The sequence below is a fragment of the Legionella tunisiensis genome (genome assembly GCF_000308315.1).
Lineage (GTDB): Bacteria > Pseudomonadota > Gammaproteobacteria > Legionellales > Legionellaceae > Tatlockia > Tatlockia tunisiensis.
This window is the reverse complement of sequence record NZ_CALJ01000286.1, coordinates 1-18174: the sequence shown is the minus strand read 5'-3', so window position 1 is coordinate 18174 and position 18174 is coordinate 1. Positions and strand designations below refer to the sequence as shown.

Sequence of the window (18174 nt, the reverse complement as noted above, 5' to 3'; positions counted from 1 at the left end):
GATGCTTTCTTCTTGCAATTGATCGAGCAAACGGGCCAAAGTCGCTATGGTTGGTTTCTGATAAAAATTTTGTAAGCTGATTTCTTTTCCTAACGTGTGATTTATTGTTGTAACAATTCTCGCTGCCGACAAAGAATGTCCTCCCAAATCAAAAAAATCATCATGAACACCAATGGGCTTTATACCCAATTCCTCCGACCAAATTTCAGCAAGCGTTTTTCCAGGGATGTGCGTGGGGTTATGTATTCTACAGTTGGAGTGAAGGAAGGAATAGGTAAAGCCGAGTTGTCTAATTTGTCATTAGCATTGAGAGGAAAGGATTCCATACAGACAAAGCAAGAAGGAATCATAAAATCTGGTAAGTACTGTTTTAGATATTGCCGTAATTCATTGTCACTTACAGCCTGATTTTTGTCTTTCAGAATATAATAAGCGACTACTATTTTTCCTTAAGGTAACCCTCTGCAGCAATGAGTACTACGGATTTCAATTTGGGATGAGCGGCTAAACAATATTCAATCTCGGCCAGTTCTACACGAAATCCTCGTATCTTTATTTGATGATCAATTCTTCCTACACATTCAAGTTCTCTCGTAGGTAGTTGACGACATAAATCCCCGGTTTTGTACAAACGAGCATTGGGGGCGTGATTGAAGGGATCTTTAATAAAATATTGTTCTGTTAATTTTTTATTATTTAAATAGCCACGTGCCAGGCAACAGCCGCCTAGATAGAGTTCGCCGATCTTTCCATCAGCAACGAGTAGGCCATCCTCATCAAGAAGATAAGATTGGCAATTAGGAGCTAACGTACCTATGGGGACATTTGCTCCCAAACTGGAAATATTTTTAGAGTCAATTCGGTATAAGCAAACAGCGACACTGGTTTCTGTAGGTCCATATTCATTAAACAATTGATGTTTAGGGTAAAAACCAAACCAAGCTGCACAATCACTAGAAGATAAATTTTCTCCTGCTAACATGATCTTTTTCAGATGATGAAGTGGACTGTGCTTAATTTTTAACTGATGTAGTAATACTCTAAAATAACTCGGTGTTAATTTAATGAAATTGACTTTGCTGGTGACAAGATAATTAAGATACAGGCGTGGGTCTTTTTTAATTTTATCTTCACAAATCACAACAGTTAAGCCAATCGTCAAAGGGACAATCGAGGTTGTTAGTGCAAAATCAAAAGAAGGATTAGAAGAAAAATCAACCAATTGCTGAGATTTTAATGTGCAAAAATCAGCAAACCACTTCGAGTAATTAACAACACCATCATGCTCAATTAGCACCCCTTTAGGCTTACCAGTCGAACCAGAAGTATAAATTATATAAGCTAGGTGATGAGGAGAGGTTACGGGTTGAAGATTATCTTGTGGTTGCTTCTGCAGCTCTTTATCTTCATTAACGAACAGCACTTTTCCTTGGTAGCGAGTAAATTTTTTTCCCCATTCACGTGTTGTAATGAGAATGGGTGTTGGTCCCTCATGTAAAATAAGTAATAATCGTTTTTCAGGAGAAGAAGGATCTAACGGAATATAGACTCCCCCCGCTTTTAAAATGGCCATAATGACAATAAGCAAGTCGATGGAGCGATCCAGGCAGAGGGCAACTTGTGTCTCGGCTGTTATTCCCAATGCACGTAAATAATGGGCAAGTTGATTTGCTTTCCGATTTAATTCTGCATAACTAATGGATTGTCCCCCGAAAATAGCTGCAATTTTTTGGGGTCTTTGTTTAACTTGTTGTTCAAACATTTCATGCAGGGTATTGGCAGTTTTCCTTTTCAATTTTTTCTTCCTTAATATCCAAGTTAATGCATACTCCAGCAAAATCGCTTTCTCTAATTATAGGTTTGGCAAAATCTTATCTAGCCATTTGGGCAGGTACCAATTCCACTCTTTAAGCAGTACCATCGTGGAAGGAACCAGGAGAGTTCGGATTAAAAAGGCATCCACAAAAATGGCCACAGCAATGCCAAGTCCAAAGGCTTTTACCATTAAGACATCCGCGACTAAAAATGAGCCACAAATAAAAATAACGATGAGTGCAGCACTGGTAATAATGCGGCTGCTCCGCTCAATTCCCGAAACGATGCTTTCATTGTTATGGTGGCCATTTTTTCATAAGCCTCCTTGATTCGCGATAAGAGAAAAACCTCATAGTCCATCGAGAATCCGAAGAGTGCGCAAAAAATAATCACTAAAAGACTGATATCTAACATTCCTTGCGGTTCAAAATGAAGGTATTTCGCCAAATAACCATCCTGAAATACGAGAACAAGAGCACCATAACAGGCACTCAGGCTTAATAGATTCATGAGGATGGCTTTAATTGGAATAAACAAAGAACGCAATAGCAGGAGTAAAATGAGATAAGTGAAAACCATAATCCATAATAAAGCCCAAGGTAAAATCTGAGAAATACGTTTTAAAACATCGACGTTAATGACTGGTGTTCCAGTAATTTCCATAGTCAGTCCAGAAGGAACTTTGGTGTTTCTTAAGGTCTTAACAAGCTGTGTTGTTTGAGCGGCGTTACTTTCATAATTGCTGCTAACATTTAATACAGCAAAAGAATAACCTGTTGTCGTCGCTAATAATTTTTTTATGTTTGCGGCCAAAAATTTCTTAGGGGTAGAATACAAATTGATGTATTGCTTCTTAGTTAATGTCCCATCGGAAGAAACGACGCCCTCAATCTCATCAACAGAATGATTGTTTTTCAGCTTTTGTACCAAGGTATAGATCTTGGAAAGGCTATCTCGCGACAAAATATAATGGTGGGGAGATTGGATTAATAACAGAATCGGGGTTAAGTCTTTAACATCAAATTTTTCTGCGTAGGTATTAAAAAATTGTCGGCTACCAGAGTCTTTGGGTGTAATGCGATAATCGGATACGCCAAATTTGGCTGACAAAAATGGATAACCAAGCAGGAGTAAGAAGATAAGAATCGGGAAAAAGAAGTGCAAAGGGTGGGCAACGACTTTTTTTGCTAACCAGCGCCAAGCAGGAGAGCGCTGGCCTTTCTTTTTCCGGGTAGGTGAATCGAAAAAAGATTGATTTTGTTTTTGAGAACGGCAAGAAAGGCAGGTAATACGATGATAGCGGTTATTACCGCAACGACAACGGCAACAATTCCGCCGACAGCCATAGAAAATAAAATATTAATAGGGAAAAGAAATAACGCACTGATACTGATAAGAACAGCTAGTCCACTAAAAAAATAGCTTTTCCCGCTGTTTCTGCCGTAATGGCAATAGCCTCTTCTATATCGACGCCATTATGTAATTCTTCACGAAAGCGATTGATGATAAATAGAGAATAATCCAGGCTTAGGCAGAGACCTAATAATAAAGCAATATTCAAGGTATACACAGAAAGGGTCCAGGACTCTCCTAAAATATAAAGGGAAGTGAGGATTAGAAGGGCGCACCCACCCCCCAAAAGAATAGGCAACAAAGCAGCGGTTAATGAGCCAAAAACAAATAGTAAGGTAATGATTGCCACTGGTGTTGCAATGAAATCAGCCTTGTATAGATCATGTTGAGTCTGTTTATTGACCTCTCTGACAAAAATAGCCTGTCCTCCCATTTCGATGGTCATATTGGAAGGTTTTTTATTGCCGCCGTAAATTTAGCCAGGTTTTTCGCATCAAGAGGTTCTAGGCTTTTAATAATCACGACGGCATAAGCAGTATGTTTATCTTTAGAAATTTGATGTTTATTATCTGTGGGGAGCAAAATTTCATGTTTAATAGGGAACTTTTCCAAGCCTGAAAGAGATTGCTTGATTTTCTTGTTAAACAAGGATTGGGTGGCTAGAAGGTGGTTGCTATGATAAATAATCAGAAATTTATTAGCATTATCATAACCAAGTTTTGTATCTATATATTCCTGCGTTTTAGCACTTTCTGAATTCTCATCTTTAAAACCAGTTGTTTTAAAAGGAGCGATAATATTGATGAGAAGAGGAACGCACGCCAGGATTATTGCTACCCATAGGATTATGAGATACCAACGTAGAGGGTAAATTTTACTTCCTAGTCTGTAAAATAAGTGTTTTTTCATCCTTTAAGCGCCTCACTTTAATCTGGGTAGCGCTTTGAAGCATCCCATTTTTAGTACCCCAGCTAATTCAGCCAGTTTTTCAGTAATAAATAGAGTAGTGTAGTACTGGAGTTTCACTTGAGAGCGAGAAATTTGAGGAGAATGTTGTTTTGGATGATCTTGCTCTAAGCCCATGTTTTTATTCCATTAGTTATAGGGGCATATAAATTCATTGTAGACAAATGGGACAATTTGTCAAAAATTAGATTATTTTTGTGGTAAACCACATTGGCATTTGGAAAGTCTTCAAGCCTTACTCACTTAACTAATTATTGGTATTAGAATTAGTGTTTGGTGGTGCTATTGATACCAGGACTAGTATGACCACCTGGAGTTAGCTGAGGATTCGGAACGGTAGTGCCAGGTATTGGATTCACAATACCTGGTGTAGTGGGCATATTCCCTCTTTGATGGCTTATTCCGGTTTTGGGAGCATTACTCTTTGTAGAATTCGATCCTGAATTATTGGTGGTAGTTGCGTAGGTTGCGCTACCTAAAGCAAATGAGATCAACAAGATTAAAAGCGTCTGTTTCACGGCTTTCCCCTCAAGTTGATTTAATTCAATTATAGTACTTAACATTAACGCTGTAACGTTCATTTAACAGTTGCTTTTAAAACGATATAACTAAGAAAAAAGATAGATCCCCGGCACACTCCTCAACAGTCCCCGCCTACGCGGGGACTATTTATTGACGGTTTGTTTTAACTAGAAGCTCATTTCGATTAAAAATGAGGCTTGGCATTCGCTCCTGGAGTGGGATTGCTACCAGGATTACTATTCAATCCCGGATTGTTGTTCAGTCCCGGGTTGTTGTTCAGTCCCGGATTGTTGTTTAGTCCCGGGTTATTGTTCAGTCCCGGGTTATTGTTCAGTCCCGGGTTATTGTTCAGTCCCGGGTTATTGTTCAGTCCCGGGTTATTGTTCAGTCCCGGGTTATTGTTCAGTCCCGGGTTGTTGTTTAGTCCCGGGTTGTTGTTTAGTCCCGGGTTGTTGTTTAGTCCCGGGTTGTTGTTTAGTCCCGGATTGTTGTTTAGTCCCGGGTTGTTTGCTCCTGGATTAGTGTTCGTGTTGGTGGAACTTGCGGACGTAGTAATGAAATAAAACAGGGTAAAAAACAGTACTAGAAGAGTCTTTTTCATTAATTTCTCCTCAAAGGAATTGAACTAATTATAGTACTTTGTTCGTGTACAACTATTAAAAGCAACTCCTTTTTCCTATGTAAAAGCACTGATCAATTAGTTTGTTCAGTAGTAGTTATGCTTGCTTCCCAGACTTAAAAACTCTAGATTAAAGCTTATGAAGCTGCTGTTAGAGGAAATAATTGGTACATATTGTTCTCTCCAATAAGAATACCGAGTCAGAATGCCGTAGAATTATTTTTAATACCGATACCAATCTATTTCTGCTCGAAGATAAACAACAAATTAAAAAAATCGGCTAAACAATATTGGTTTTAAACATCCATTATTTGTTCAGCCTGAAGTTCGGCCATTTAATGGTATCTACCATTATCAGTACGATGATATAGAGGGACTACTTAAATCAGCTATTTATGTTTATTCAGTGCTATTGCAAGCGAGTGAGCCATCGAATTGTAGATTTAATATTCATCCATCATCAAATTACATTGACTCAAATACAAAAGAACGAATTTATTGCTCTATAAACGCTACTCAACGCGCTAATGAAGTCATAAATTTAGATAATTTTGAATGTTTAATTAGTGAGTTAAGTGGTTATCAATTCAAATTTTTAAATCATATTTTGATAGAAGATAGTTTTAGTACAACGGATCTTCCCAATTCTATTGATGGTGATTTACTTTTTGAAACAAAAAAGAGCTTGTTAATTTATTAAAGCAGCCGTGTAATTTGGAGAGATTTGAATTACGTTACATTGATCCTGTTATAAGGTTTGGTCTATTCGCCAGAGACGTCATACAAAAGGATGAGATTGTATTTTCTTATAGCGGCGAAAAAGAATTTTTGATTCCAAATACAAAGGCTATGCTTTTGAATGTCGGGCAGATTTCCTGAAAATGCATATTGATGCTTCCAGATATGGCAATATTTCGCGCTTTGTTAATCATGCCCCAGAATCAAATGATAATAGTTCTGATTCCCAATTGCTTGATGCTAATTTAAAAACAATTAGTCACACTTTAAATGGTATAGAAATGATATTTTTTAAAGCAACCCGAGCTATTTCAATAGGTGAACAACTACTTGTTAATTATGGAGAAAATTCCTTTAAAACACATTCTATGGCTCGTTTTACAAGCCATGGGAAAGTTATCTATAAGGATAAGCGGGGATTATGGAAAAGATCGCAACAAAAAATGGCTCATTTAAAAATAATGGCTCGTCATGGCTTGAAGAAGGCGCAATATTATATCTTGTTAAGGCTATTTTTAATAAGCATGGTATTGTTTATTATAGTAAAAAGCTTCTAACTAGATTGAGTTTCTGGCGTTCGCAATGTTTCATCAGGATTTTTTGGGGAAGCCTATCGTTGACAAGTAGTACGACACGGTGATCCTTTCGTTAAGGAGTTATATAGCCTGGAATCATTGTGTGATAGTGGCGATTTTGCGATTCCTAAAATTTTCACGCTTTTAGCTATTCCAAATTGGGATAGTTATTTTCCAAAGACTCGTTTTAAATTTTCTGCCCTTTGTGTTCAAATAAATTCCATTAAGTTGATTGTAAAGGCAGTATAAAATTAGTTTACGAGGATATTTATGAGAGTAAAGCAAGAAAGACAATTATCTTTAGCCGAAAAGAAAATAATAATTGCTGGAAGAATGGGGGAAAATGATGCGCGTAGAGGTAGACATAGAAAAGATTTTTCTATGATGAATAAATCTTGGGAGTACATTAGTAGCTACAATGAAGGCTATGACAAGGTTGCCCTACAGCTGGCACAGACGAACAAAAGACCAGTGCCTTCTAAGTCGCTGCTTCCTAATGCGAAGCGATTTAAAAGCAATCCTGTTCCGGTACCTGCACCGGCGATGGCCACTCATTATGCTGATCAATCGGGCCAGAGTATTAGAAATATGCCTTCCTATCAGAAAATTACTATTGCCGGACGTATCATCACTGTTGATGCGTTTCTTAAACGTAATTACGTATTTCAGGATACACAAGAAAAAGTGAGTCGCCGTGCATTATATCATGCTGTATTGTTTGAAAATGGCACAGTCACTGTCAATGGGAGGCTAATTAAATGGAATACCAGAATAAAATCTGCAGATATCTCCCAATTGATAAAGATTGGAAAAGGAACACCTATTACAAGAGATGCTTTTCTAAAACGAACTTATGTGTTTAAAGATACAGGGGAAGTGGTCAGTAAAAAAGCTCAGAGAGCAGCAGACATTCATGAAGATGGCACAGCCACTGTCAATGGAAAGTTAATTGAATGGAAGAGAAAATCCAGGATTAAGGGGATAGAGATTGGAGAAAAAGAAGTAGATGAAACAACAGTAGCAACCCCTGAAATGCAGGGAGATCAAGCAATTGCTGTCAATGAAGAAGAGATGATGAGAGCAGGCTATGTTGTTAAAGAAGAATGCTCCTCTTTGTTTTCGGGTGATTATGAGATTACAGAGAATCTTGAATTTGATGAACTTTGGAGAATGCTGATACCGGACTATATAAATGAGATGGTTAATCCGGTAATACCAAGAAGTGATGTTGCTGGGAATCCTCCTTTATCTTCAGCGGTGAGTGGTGTGCCAGATAGCCCAGGATTTGATGAATTTAAGAGAAAGTTTATGGCTGACATTCTTTCACCAGAAGGAAATCATTTCGAAAATGGAGAGTTTAAAACGGCGGATTTAAATAAAAAGAGTTTCCAAGCTCGAAAACCATATTCGCCCCAATTTTTCTCTAGCTCGGAAAAATCGGAAAAAATGTCTACAACACTACAAGTTTCCGAGCCTAATCTGAGCTTAGAAGGTGATCAACAGCATGATCGAGACGGAGCAGCACCACGCCATTTATATCCTGCTTATTTTACGCAAGAGTCTGTCAAAGCAGAAAAGGAAGAAGAAATAATTGGGTGCACTATAAGTTAGATTTTGTAGCATAAGGACTAGACTAAGCATCGAGCGGCAATTAGGAGGTGACCCGTAAGCATTCTTACCAAGCAAGGTATTACGGGTTTATTTAGTCCAGAAAATGATTATCCGTGGTTGGAGCATGTACCCTGATATTGAAGATCGGGCATACTGTGTTGCATACTAGTCCTAATCTGTTAACGATAATTGTCATGAATAAGCTAAAGAAAATCGCCTGTCCAACCTGCGGTAAAAAAATACATGGTATTCTGAAAATGCCTTCAAACCTTTTTGTTCGGAGCGCTGTAAATTGATTGATTTAGGCGAGTGGGCTCGTGAAACTCGAAAAATTCCTGGTGAATCCGTTGATCCTAATCTTTCATCTACAGACGGCAGTGACCCTAAAGATTCAAGCGACGATTTCTTTTAAAATGATGGATTAGATCGCCGTATTGAACTACTCAAGCACCCACAATGAGGTTTGTAAGGAAGTATGAAAAATGCCAAAATGACTCCATTTCATCATATTGATTTATTGGTGCATTATGGCAGTTGCATTTTTTGTCAGTAGCATAGGTGATAAATATATGCCGATAATGATGCAAAGAAAATGATTGAGTCGTTTTGGGTATAACGACAAAAATTCAATACACTACGCCTTCGGCGGCTCTACAGGGGGGGTGAACGTTTCTTGAAGGCGCTCAACCTCTTCTTTCACAGGGCTAGGATTAGCAAAAAAGGTAAAACGACTCTTGCTAGTCTCTGCTTTGGGTATCTGTTCTTCTTGAGGAGATGCTTCCTGATTGAAAAATACCGCTTTGGTGACAGATGTGAAAAAATCATGATTCGATTGGCACAATCATCAACGATTTTTCGCCATCCTGTTTGTTGCTCCAATATTGGTTTTGCTTTCTCAATGGCAGAATTAAAGGAACCAACAAATTTCTCAGGATCATACTCTTTCCGGCAGGCAACCATAGCTGTTTCTATTGAAGAAATCATGTTTGCCATTTCGGTAATAAGGCCAGGGTTTTTCTCGTTTCTTAATTTTTCTTTTAAAGGCAAAAGTAAATTGAGTGCAGGAAAGGAACCAAACTGGGATAATTCGACAAGGTATTCGTCTGTCTGGAGCTCTTCAGAAGCAAACGGAAGTGCTTCTCCCTGCTGTGCTACAGCGGCAGTTACAACGTATTTATTGTCTTTAAACTCTGGCACATATTGAAGAGCGAAGCCATTCCGGCTCACGGCAGCAAGAACGATTTCTATCTTGCTTCTTAAGGGGTCTAACACGAATTTAAGAGCCATCCCATCCTGTGCTAAAGCTGCAAGTACAACGCGTTCGTTTCGTCTTAGATCATCCGATGCATATTGAAGTACTAATCCTCGTTGTTTAACAGCAGCAAGAACGATCTCTTCGTCATTTTTTTGAGGTCTTCTGGAAGACTGTGAAGTATATAGCCATTTTTGCGCTAAAGCAGCAAATATTTACTTCTCTTATCCGTTTTGTATTTTCAGGGGCGGCATTTAAATAGTTCAAAGGCATTTTTCAGTTACGGCAGCCAGTACTTCTTCTTTGGTAGAATAGATATCTATCATTTTGGTAAGCCATATTTGGACTACTTGTATTAATTATATTCTTCGAATATTAAAGGAAACTTAACGGCTTAACGTATTTTGTTGTTAAGGGCTAATGAAAGTGTAATAATTCAATCTGAATAGAGTAAGAGCGGAGTGAGCAGTATTTGTTGAGTCTAATAATTCATTAAATTGCCTATTTTTCAAACTTTTTCAAGCTTGGCCTTAGGGCACTGCATAGATTACATTCATTTATAACTTTGAGAGAACTTATTTATATGCCATCGACAATTGTTCCTATGGGTACTTATACCGTTAAGAAAAAACGCACAGCTGGAGCTACTGATGAGATTGTGTCACCAGGAGCACAAACGTGTGTGGTCGTTGTTTTGGAGTCTCCGCACGGCGTTGCTGTCGCACATATTGATGCGCCGGTTGTTGCGGCTCAGATAACGTCAGCAATGATAACTGAATTGCAAACAATGGGAACAGGCACTATTACAGCGCGTCTATATGGTGGTGATTATGGTAATCCCTTGAACAGCTCCGCCAGTATATCCAACCCTATTTATGAAGAATTAAACAGGCGACAAATTTCCTGTTCACATAAAGATTATCATCTTAGAAGTGGTTTTGTTTTAGCTACAACAACTACCCTATGGGCTATTAGCTCTCTTGGCCCTGAGTCGCGATTAGTGGCCTTAGCATGCATAGGACTGGCTTATAAAGCGACAAGTATATTAAAAGCAGTGACACCAGAAAATTGGCAACCAAGATGCTTGAGTAATAACATTGATGTCTGTGTCAATATTGCAACCGGAAGAGTACAGCTTGTAAAAGATAACGAAGGATATAGTAGTGTACTTTTGAGTGAAGCCAAGAACAGACTGATTGGCGGTGGTCAATGGAGTCGTATTACAGCAAGAACAAACCTTAATCCTACTGATTCAAAAAACGAACAAGGTCTTGCAATGATTAGAGTATAAACACGCCAAGTTAATGAGAGAAAGCTATACACTCTAGTCATTACGCCACTCAAACTGCTGATAGAGTGGCCTGTGACATTAGTCTCAATAATAGAAGGACGGAAAATAAAAAAGTTGCCTTGCCGTAAATTCAAGTTTATTTAGTTGGTTAAACTATCGCTTTTGCGTAACATGAATAGTAAATTGTAAATAAACGATCTAAGGAGAGAAGGCGTGTCGACCGAAACCAATTGTCCATTTCATCACACTGCTGGAGGAGGAACCTCAAACCATGACTGGTGGCCAAATCAGCTTAAACTCAATATTTTGCATCAGCATCCCTCTCTGTCTAATCCCATGGGTGAAGACTATAATTACGCGGAAGAATTTAAGAGCCTCGATCTGGAGGCAGTCAAGAAAGATCTTCAGGCACTGATGACTGATTCACAACCTTGGTGGCCAGCCGATTTTGGTCACTACGGACCTTTTTTTATGCGTATGACATGGCATAGTGCGGGTACTTATCGTATCGGAGATGGTCGTGGCGGTGCAAGCGGTGGCAGTCAACGTTTCGCACCACTGAATAGCTGGCCAGACAATATTAATCTTGATAAAGCACGCAGATTGTTGTGGCCAATCAAGCAAAAATATGGCCGGAAAATTTCTTGGGCAGATCTGATAATTCTTACAGGTAACGTCGCATTGGAATCAATGGGATTCAAAACATTCGGTTTTGGTGGCGGCCGTGAGGATATTTGGGAACCGAATGAGGATATTTACTGGGGCCTTGAGAATACCTGGTTAGGTGATAAACGTTATTCTGGCGACCACGTTCTTCAAAATCCACTCGCTGCCGTTCAAATGGGGCTGATTTACGTGAACCCAGAGGGGCCAAATGGTAACCCGGATCCGCTTGCTGCGGCGCGAGATATACGTGAGACCTTTGCTCGTATGGCGATGAATGATCAGGAAACAGTAGCACTGATTGCTGGTGGTCACAGCTTTGGCAAAACGCATGGTGCGGGTGAGGCAAAACATGTAGGGTTAGAACCAGAGGGAGCTGGTATTGAAGAGCAAGGCCTTGGTTGGATCAGCAGCTTTGGTACTGGCAAAGGGGGCGATACTATTAGCAGCGGCCTCGAAGTAACCTGGACTAAAACACCGACTCGATGGAGTAATAATTTTTTCGAAAACCTGTTTGGTTATGAATGGGAGCTGACGAAAAGCCCTGCTGGTGCACACCAATGGGTCGCGAAAGATGGCGCAGGCTCAGGCACTATTCCTGATGCCCATGATTCGAAGAAACGCCATGCGCCAACCATGCTAACTACTGATCTTGCTTTACGTTTTGATCCTATTTACGAAAAGATTTCGCGACGCTTCTTCGAGCATCCAAATGAATTTGCAGATGCATTTGCGCGAGCATGGTTCAAACTAACACACCGAGATATGGGGCCTCGTGTATGTTATCTTGGCCCTGATGTGCCACAGGAAGAGTTGATTTGGCAAGATCCTATTCCTCCAGTTAATCATAAATTGATTGATGAAAAGGATATTGCCTCTCTTAAGGAGAAAGTGCTTGCTTCCGGTCTAAGTATTTCGGAGTTGGTATCAACGGCTTGGTCATCAGCCTCTACATTCCGAGGTTCTGATAAGCGTGGTGGCGCTAACGGCGCTCGTATTCGTTTAGCGCCGCAAAAAGATTGGGACGCTAATCAGCCTACCCAGCTTGCGAAAGTACTCAAAACGCTTGAAGGTATTCAGTCAACCTTTAATAAGACACAGTCTGATGGAAAAAAATTTCCCTTGCAGACTTAATTGTTCTTGCGGGTTGTGCTGGCGTAGAGCAAGCAGCAAAAAAATCGGGGCATGAAGTGAGAGTTCCATTCTCGCCAGGTCGTATGGATGCATCACAGGAGCAAACGGATGTAAATTCTTTTGCTGCGCTAGAACCAGTGGCGGATGGCTTTCGCAACTATCAGAAGATGCGATTTTCTGCGAGAGCTGAAGAATTGTTGGTAGATAGGGCACAATTACTCCAATTAACTGCACCTGAAATGACGGTACTGATTGGCGGATTAAGAGTTCTTGGCGCCAATGTAGGGCACTCGCCACATGGTGTGTTTACTCAGCGAACAGAGACACTGACCAATGACTTTTTTGTCAACCTACTCGACATGGGTATAAAATGGAAACCAACTTCAAAAGATGCTGATGTGTTTGAAGGGCGCGATCTTGTTACCGGTGAGCTTAAGTGGACTGGTACTCGGGTTGATCTCATTTTTGGTTCAAATTCACAGCTCAGAGCCTTGGCTGAGGTCTATGCCAGCGCGGATGCAAAGAAAAATTTGTTGAGGATTTCATTGCCGCTTGGACTAAAGTAATGAACTCGGATCGATTTGATCTAGGATGATATCTCTCTTTCTTGTAGATATGTACTTACAATTTGGGTGTCAAATGCCTCTTACTCTATTTTCTAGTTCTGATACTAATATGGGCTGAGAACGTTTCTAAGTCAGTTTGTATTTGTAATGATGATCTTTTGGGGCTTGAAAAAGGAATATTTAAGAGCAACGTGATGCCCCATAGATCGCAATTCTACGTTCTTGGCTTAACACCCATGCCCTCCTGTTTTCTCAGTGCCGTATATAATGCGCTTATAATAGGTGGGTTTAATCATAGTAGAAGGAATTTTTTAAGTGCATTATGTAATAAGAGATCTCGGTGGTAAAACCATTACTGAAATCACTAGAAAATTCGCAGAAATTCCTTATGGTGTATCCTCCCTTAATTTGAGCGACAATTTCCTTGGACTCAAACCGAGTACTAAGTTAGCTCGTCTTTTGACAAAGCTTCCTCGGAGCGTAATTTCACTCAGCTTGCGAAACAATGGTCTTCACCACTTGTCTAGTGCCAAATTGGCTGGCCTGTTAGCAGCGCTTTCTCAAAGCGTGACGTTCCTTAATTTGAGCAAAAATTTCCTTTATTACAAATATAGTGTTGATGAATTGGTTCAAATCTTGGCAGCAATTCCGGTGAGCGTGACTGGTCTTGATTTGAGCGATAATAGCCTTTATATAAAATCGGGCACGGAGCTGGCCAAAACCTTTGCAGCGATTCCTGCGAATGTGTTTTTTCTTGATTTGAGCGAGAATAGCCTTGGTAAAAAATCCGATACTGAATTGGCTGAGGCCTTTGCAGCGATTCCTCCACATGTAACCTCCCTTAATTTGAGCAAAAATTCACTTAATCTCAAATCGGGTTCTGAATTGGCCAAGGCCATGGCTGCGATTCCAGCAAATGTAACTACCCTTGATTTAAGCCGGAATCATCTTAATCTTAAATCTGGCGCTGAATTGGCTGAATTTCTGGCTGCAATTCCTGTGAGTGTAACTGCTCTTAATTTAAGCTGGAATAATCTTCACTTCAAATCAGGAGCTGAATTAGCGAAAGGTTTAGCGGCGATCCCTAAAGGTGTTACTTCCCTTAATTTGATGGGAAATGCTCTTCACTTTAAATCCGGTTCTGAATTGGTCCAAGCCTTGGCTGCAATTCCTTCGACGGTAACTTCTCTTAATTTAAGTGAGAATGGCCTTCACTATAAATCCGTTGCGGAATTGGTCCAAATCTTGGCAGCAATTCCTCCAAGTGTGATTTCTCTTGATTTAAGTGAGAATGGTCTTTACTTAAAATCTGTTGTGGAATTGGTCCAAATCATGGGAGCAATTCCTCCGAATGTGAGTTCCCTGAAGTTAGGTGGAAATGGTCTCCACCATAAATCCGGTGCGGAATTGGTTCAAATCTTGGGAGCAATTCCTCCGAATGTGAGTTTCCTTGATTTAGGTGAAAATGGACTTAATCTCAAATCCAGTACTGAATTGAGCCAAGCCTTGGCAGCAATTCCTAAAACCGTAACCGCTCTTAATTTGAGTCGGAGTCATTTGGGTGAGGAATCTGTTGGTAAATTAGTCCGGATCTTGAGAGCAATTCCTGGAACAATAACCTCACTGGATTTGAGTGATAATGGACTAGACAAATTCACCCCAGCCGAATTGGTACTCATTGTAAAAGCAATTCCTGCAACAGTAACTTCTATCAATTTGGGTAGGAATAATTTATTTACCAACAAAACCATTATTGAACGAGATTGTTTGCTGAAAAATTTGCAACCCTTTGAGCAAAACGGTCGACTTCAATTGTCACATAATGGTGAAGCTGCTTTTGCAAGAGCGTTATTGCCAATGTTGTCTTTAGTAAAACAAAACAAACTGTCTTTCGATATGGTCAGCCATATTTTAGGTCAGCTGTTCTCAAACCCGGGTAACAAATCTGAAATAGCTTTACTTAACAACAAAATAGCCCAATCAGTGATGTCTAGAAATGGCTCACTTATGACACAGGGTTATTCGCGAAATGGAGCTTCTTTTTTCAAAAGCTCTCCATGTATTTTGGTGATAGTACAGCAAAAATGAACGCTTTAAAAAATAGGGCTAAAGATAATCCCGAAGGTGCTGAAGCTAAAACATTACAACATTTTTGTTTACGGGTTAATTAAGCAACCGTTCCTTGATTGATAAATAATGCACCATCTGAGAAAATAATGCTCTTTATTGAGAGAGTTTCAATGTATCAGTTTTTCACGCGAGACGATTTTTCAACTCAACAATTAAATGATTCTGTTCAAACCTGTAAAGTCGGTGTTGGTCAAGGCGTAATACTCCAAGCAAACGATGACTATCAGAATATACTAACAAAGGGATTGCGCACTTGTGTTGCATTTGCATTAATTAACCCTGCTGAACAATCAGCGCTTCTTATACATTTCTTTAGTCAATCTCAGATCAAGCATGATTTAAACAAGCTTGTTTCATCCTTTATAAAACAGGCTACAGGAAGCGAATCAGAGCTCATCTGTCTCATTGCAGGAGGACGAGCTTTTAATGATTCTTCTGAAGGAATGTGTGACCAGCTAATAAAGTATGCTAAAGAAGATTTATTAGAAATAACTACTTCGATAAAACTTGAAATCAATGCGCCAATAGTTGCTGATGACAATGAAACGTTATCTTTACTAATCAATTTGGAGACGGGCAACCATACAATGTCATTGATTAGTGATGACGAATCTAATGCAATCAGTGAGCCATCATTAGATGGAATTGATTTTATTGATCTCAGGAATAATAAGTCTTTAGAGCCCCTGAGAAAATAAATGAAACAATCAGGCTACATTGCATGCAAGCGAGCCAATGCTGCATCACAAGCCTGATGCTCTGGTTGTTTAAGTGGATTGTCCCCTGATTAGTAGCACAGGCATTGTTGCAGTTCGAATGATCTGTTCAGCTACACTGCCTAAAAATAAATGACTCAAGCCTCGCCGACCATGCGTGCCTATAACCAGTAAATCAGCTGGCCATCCTTTTGCTTTCTCAACGATGACTTCACCAACTCGACCCTGAAATGGATTTAATTCAATAAGAGTAGTGTCAAATTTGATAGATGACTGTTTGGAAACAATGGCGGCTGTTTTATCTAAAATCTTTTGTCCCTCATCTTTAAATGCTTTAATAATCAGAGAATAATCAAAGCCAGGTCCTCCATGATAGACAAATGCCTCATCAACCACATATACGATCTTTAAATGTGCTTTTTGGTCTGTTGCCAATTGAATTGCTTCTTGCAGTGCATTATTTGATATGTCGCTGCCATCAGTCGCCATCATAATTCTTTTATATAACATAATGCTTAAATTCCTTACAATTTTTAGCTGTTGTATAAAAACAAATGTTCATAATATAAGATTTATTCCTCATTCGGAATTCTTTATAAATTTCTTTATATATGAGAGCCAGCACAATGACTCTTAGGAGCACTCGGAGGCACAAAAACTTCTATTGTGAGTTTAAACTTTTAAATGACAGTAGTGAACGTTGCTGGTTAGCAATGGTTTCATAAAAATAAGGCTGTTTAGATATTCCCTCTATTTCCTCAGAAATGGAGCCATGAAATTGATGACCATTGCCAGCCTTGTACGGGTCTATCATTACCTTTTATCATCGACACCGTTTGGATTAAATAAGGGTCAGCCAGACTTACAATTACGGAAAACTCAATGATTGCATTTAGTTCTGGAACGCTAATTACTTGATTAATCCGCCAAAAGATAATCCCGGAATTGACACCGGATGTAACGATCATAGGTTGCCCCACAGGCACAGGATGCAGGCTCAATTTCTGCTTACACACTACATCAATTTTATCGCCAAGAAAGGATTGCAGGCCTTCCCAGGCATTGGGGGAGTAATTTTTTCGTACTTCGGCCATATCGTCGGGTAGTTTTATGTTGTAATTGATAGTTAGGGTGGCGAGAAGGACTTTTTGCGTCCAGGTTGATACGTCGATATTAGCCGCATAATGAAGGGAAGGAAAAACCAGAAACATTATCAAGAGCATGTGCGCTAGTCGATTGCTTTTCATAATCAATCCTTCAACTTTATTAATCCTTGGCTCGCATATAAAAAATAAGCAACTAAGACATAAACAATTATTAGACTGCGGTTTAAACCTGCTGCAATGCTCCATTGTAGTAGCGTTTCGAAAAGTCTATTTGTTTAATGAGTATAGCAGAGTATAATTTGCTTCTTTTTTGTGGTCTAAACCAAGACGTCCAATGCAATCCAACTCTATTATTATTCGCGGTGCTAAAACGCATAATCTTAAAAATATTGATGTGGATTTACCACGTAATCAATTAACTGTCATTACCGGCCTTTCTGGTTCTGGCAAATCGTCATTGGCTTTTGATACCTTGTATGCAGAAGGCCAACGCCGTTATGTAGAATCACTTTCAGCTTATGCACGTCAATTTTTATCGATGATGGAAAAACCGGAGGTTGACTCCATTGAGGGTTTATCGCCGGCTATTTCAATTGAGCAAAAAGCCACCTCTCATAATCCCCGTTCAACGGTGGGCACCATTACTGAAATTTATGATTATTTGCGTTTATTGTATGCGCGGGTAGGTGAACCACGTTGCCCGACACATCATGTTAGTTTGCATGCGCAAACGATCAGCCAGATGGTCGATCAGGTTTTAACCATGCCAGAAGATTGCAAGGTGATGATTCTCGCACCGGTAGTAAGAGAACGTAAAGGTGAGCATGTACAGTTATTACAACAATTGCAGGCACAAGGGTATGTTCGTGCTCGTATTGATGGTGAACTCTGTGAATTGGATGATCCACCTAAGTTAGCCTTGAGACAAAAACACAGTATTGACGTGGTAGTGGATCGCTTCAAGGTGAGACATGATTTGGCGCAACGCTTGAGCGAATCGTTTGAGAATGCACTTAATCTGGCTGACGGATTAGCGATCGTGGCATCAATGGATGGCGAGTTTGAGGAGATCGTTTTTTCATCAAAATTTGCCTGTCCGGAATGTGGTTATAGATTG

General features: G+C 39.6%; 22 protein-coding genes and 2 pseudogenes. 10 read left to right on the top strand and 14 right to left on the bottom strand.

The genetic code is table 11. From position 1 onward, the window contains the following. The 11 genes from BN58_RS29095 to BN58_RS26645 form a co-directional block, all read right to left on the bottom strand. A partial coding sequence (locus tag BN58_RS29095; protein WP_269570416.1) for a phosphopantetheine-binding protein occupies positions 1–204 on the bottom strand: 204 nt, incomplete at its 3' end. Beyond that, complete coding sequence (locus BN58_RS38025) at positions 180–422, bottom strand: hypothetical protein (RefSeq protein ID WP_408605506.1); 243 nt, start codon at positions 420–422, stop codon at positions 180–182. The genes BN58_RS29095 and BN58_RS38025, both read right to left, overlap by 25 nt. 17 nt (positions 423–439) lie before the next feature. Beyond that, on the bottom strand, positions 440–1795 hold the full coding sequence (locus BN58_RS26655; protein WP_019217863.1) for a non-ribosomal peptide synthetase: 1356 nt from the start codon (positions 1793–1795) through the stop codon (positions 440–442). 57 nt (positions 1796–1852) lie between these two features. Continuing rightward, positions 1853–2068 carry an MMPL family transporter gene (locus BN58_RS36530; protein ID WP_269570414.1) on the bottom strand — a complete coding sequence of 72 codons (216 nt, stop codon included), beginning with the start codon at positions 2066–2068 and terminating at the stop codon, positions 1853–1855. After that, on the bottom strand, positions 2020–2925 hold the full coding sequence (locus tag BN58_RS35070) for an MMPL family transporter (protein WP_269570408.1): 906 nt from the start codon (positions 2923–2925) through the stop codon (positions 2020–2022). Before BN58_RS35070 ends, BN58_RS36530 begins: the two co-directional genes overlap by 49 nt. 77 nt (positions 2926–3002) lie before the next feature. Then, entirely contained in the window at positions 3003–3203 is a 201-nt protein-coding gene (locus tag BN58_RS35065) for a hypothetical protein (RefSeq protein WP_232220739.1), read from the bottom strand. 14 nt (positions 3204–3217) lie between these two features. Continuing rightward, positions 3218–3613: an MMPL family transporter gene (locus BN58_RS35060; protein WP_019217860.1), complete on the bottom strand. Its 396-nt coding sequence runs from the start codon at positions 3611–3613 to the stop codon at positions 3218–3220. Next, positions 3610–4077: an MMPL family transporter gene (locus tag BN58_RS35055; RefSeq protein ID WP_019217859.1), complete on the bottom strand. Its 468-nt coding sequence runs from the start codon at positions 4075–4077 to the stop codon at positions 3610–3612. The genes BN58_RS35060 and BN58_RS35055 overlap by 4 nt, the downstream gene beginning before the upstream one ends. Positions 4078–4089: 12 nt before the next feature. Then, entirely contained in the window at positions 4090–4251 is a 162-nt protein-coding gene (locus BN58_RS31220) for a hypothetical protein (RefSeq protein ID WP_019217858.1), read from the bottom strand. 149 nt (positions 4252–4400) lie between these two features. Further along, on the bottom strand, positions 4401–4652 hold the full coding sequence (locus BN58_RS17010) for a hypothetical protein (RefSeq protein WP_156812612.1): 252 nt from the start codon (positions 4650–4652) through the stop codon (positions 4401–4403). A gap of 188 nt (positions 4653–4840) precedes the next feature. Beyond that, positions 4841–5257: a hypothetical protein gene (locus BN58_RS26645; RefSeq protein WP_019217856.1), complete on the bottom strand. Its 417-nt coding sequence runs from the start codon at positions 5255–5257 to the stop codon at positions 4841–4843. Between the two features lie 430 nt (positions 5258–5687). Between BN58_RS26645 and BN58_RS17000 the strand changes: the two genes are divergently transcribed. The 4 genes and pseudogenes from BN58_RS17000 (at position 5688) to BN58_RS30165 (ending at position 8611) form a co-directional block, all read left to right on the top strand. Then, positions 5688–5975: a hypothetical protein gene (locus BN58_RS17000; protein ID WP_156812611.1), complete on the top strand. Its 288-nt coding sequence runs from the start codon at positions 5688–5690 to the stop codon at positions 5973–5975. A 181-nt stretch (positions 5976–6156) separates the two neighbouring features. Beyond that, positions 6157–6570, top strand: a complete 414-nt coding sequence (locus BN58_RS16990; protein ID WP_019217853.1) for an SET domain-containing protein-lysine N-methyltransferase — start codon at positions 6157–6159, stop codon at positions 6568–6570. Between the two features lie 351 nt (positions 6571–6921). Then, a complete protein-coding gene (locus tag BN58_RS16980) occupies positions 6922–8199 on the top strand; it encodes a hypothetical protein (RefSeq protein ID WP_156812610.1) in 1278 nt (425 codons plus the stop codon). A gap of 194 nt (positions 8200–8393) precedes the next feature. Beyond that, positions 8394–8611, top strand: a pseudogene (locus BN58_RS30165) (DNA gyrase inhibitor YacG). A gap of 284 nt (positions 8612–8895) precedes the next feature. Here BN58_RS30165 and BN58_RS16975 read toward each other — a convergent pair. Next, positions 8896–9591, bottom strand: a complete 696-nt coding sequence (locus tag BN58_RS16975; RefSeq protein ID WP_269570412.1) for a DUF4116 domain-containing protein — start codon at positions 9589–9591, stop codon at positions 8896–8898. A 443-nt stretch (positions 9592–10034) separates the two neighbouring features. On the opposite strand from BN58_RS16975, the gene BN58_RS16970 reads away from it, so the two are divergent. From BN58_RS16970 to BN58_RS16950, 5 genes are all read left to right on the top strand, one after another. After that, positions 10035–10742: a hypothetical protein gene (locus BN58_RS16970; RefSeq protein ID WP_156812609.1), complete on the top strand. Its 708-nt coding sequence runs from the start codon at positions 10035–10037 to the stop codon at positions 10740–10742. Between the two features lie 213 nt (positions 10743–10955). Continuing rightward, positions 10956–12539: a catalase/peroxidase HPI gene (katG, locus tag BN58_RS26640; RefSeq protein ID WP_019217848.1), complete on the top strand. Its 1584-nt coding sequence runs from the start codon at positions 10956–10958 to the stop codon at positions 12537–12539. Then, the gene (locus BN58_RS38020) at positions 12521–13105 is read left to right on the top strand and encodes a peroxidase family protein (protein WP_408605505.1); all 585 of its coding nucleotides are present in this window, start codon (positions 12521–12523) and stop codon (positions 13103–13105) included. The genes katG and BN58_RS38020 overlap by 19 nt, the downstream gene beginning before the upstream one ends. 315 nt (positions 13106–13420) lie before the next feature. Next, positions 13421–15193, top strand: coding sequence for a leucine-rich repeat domain-containing protein (locus BN58_RS29090; RefSeq protein WP_019217847.1), 1773 nt, complete (start codon positions 13421–13423; stop codon positions 15191–15193). Between the two features lie 98 nt (positions 15194–15291). After that, on the top strand, positions 15292–15933 hold the full coding sequence (locus BN58_RS16950; protein WP_019217845.1) for a hypothetical protein: 642 nt from the start codon (positions 15292–15294) through the stop codon (positions 15931–15933). Between the two features lie 69 nt (positions 15934–16002). Here the strand turns inward: BN58_RS16950 and BN58_RS16945 are convergent, their stop codons facing one another. Together BN58_RS16945 and BN58_RS26630 are read right to left on the bottom strand one after the other, a co-directional pair. Continuing rightward, positions 16003–16461, bottom strand: a complete 459-nt coding sequence (locus BN58_RS16945) for a universal stress protein (protein ID WP_019217844.1) — start codon at positions 16459–16461, stop codon at positions 16003–16005. Between the two features lie 248 nt (positions 16462–16709). Beyond that, positions 16710–17198 (bottom strand): DotI/IcmL family type IV secretion protein, encoded by a 489-nt coding sequence (locus BN58_RS26630; RefSeq protein WP_019217843.1) that lies wholly within the window; start codon positions 17196–17198, stop codon positions 16710–16712. Positions 17199–17391: 193 nt separating this feature from the next. Between BN58_RS26630 and BN58_RS26625 the strand changes: the two are divergent. Continuing rightward, positions 17392–18174: pseudogene (locus BN58_RS26625) on the top strand (excinuclease ABC subunit UvrA); the annotation flags it as partial.